Consider the following 800-nt stretch of genomic DNA (forward strand, 5'->3'; position numbering starts at 1 on the left):
AATGATGGTAGCCCTGTTGTCTTTGGGCTTGGCGCAGGCTGTTTGGGCTGATAAGGTGCCGGATTTTAAGGAAATGCTTCAAGTTGCAGAGCAAGGAAATGCTAAAGCCCAATTTAGTTTGGGTAAGATGTATTACGAAGGGCAAGGAGTTCGTCAAGATTATGTAGAGGCGGCACGATGGTATCTCAAGGCGGCAGAACAAGGGTATCCTGCAGCTCAAAATAATTTGGGTGCGATGTATGCCAAAGGGCAAGGAGTCCGTCAAGATTATGCACAGGCAATGGAGTGGTATCGCAAGTCGGCAAAACAAGGGTATGCTCCTGCCCAAAATAATTTGGGTGTGATGTATGACGAAGGAAAAGGTGTTCGTCAAGACTATGCACAGGCTTCAGGCTGGTTTCTCAAGGCTGCGGAGCAGGGAGTGGCTACCGCCCAATTTAATTTGGGTGTAATGTATGAAACAGGACGAGGTGTTCGTCAAGACTCTGCGCAGGCAGCGCAGTGGTTTCGCAAGGCTGCAGAACAAGGGGATGCATATGCCCAACACAATTTGGCTCTTATGCATGTGAATGGTCAAGGTGTTCCCAAAAATTATAAAATTGCCAAAGAATGGCTTGGTAAGGCTTGTGCTAATGGAAGTCAGCGAAGTTGCTATGCTTACCATATATTGGATTAAGTAGGATAATGAAACTTTCTAAAGGCCGTCTGAAAAAACTAGGACAAAACAGAAACAATGATTTGAAAGAAATGGATTTTAAAATGAATAAATTATTAAAAAAAATGATGGTAGCCCTGTTGTC

General features: G+C 44.1%; 1 protein-coding gene. It reads left to right on the forward strand.

Features of this window, described 5'->3' with window-relative positions:
- The first annotated feature begins 1 nt into the window (after position 1).
- Positions 2-676 carry a tetratricopeptide repeat protein gene (locus tag HMPREF2872_RS09455; RefSeq protein WP_070633165.1) on the forward strand — a complete coding sequence of 225 codons (675 nt, stop codon included), beginning with the start codon at positions 2-4 and terminating at the stop codon, positions 674-676.
- The last annotated feature ends 124 nt before the right edge of the window (positions 677-800 follow it).

Source organism: Neisseria sp. HMSC069H12 (assembly GCF_001812735.1).
Classification (GTDB): domain Bacteria; phylum Pseudomonadota; class Gammaproteobacteria; order Burkholderiales; family Neisseriaceae; genus Neisseria; species Neisseria subflava.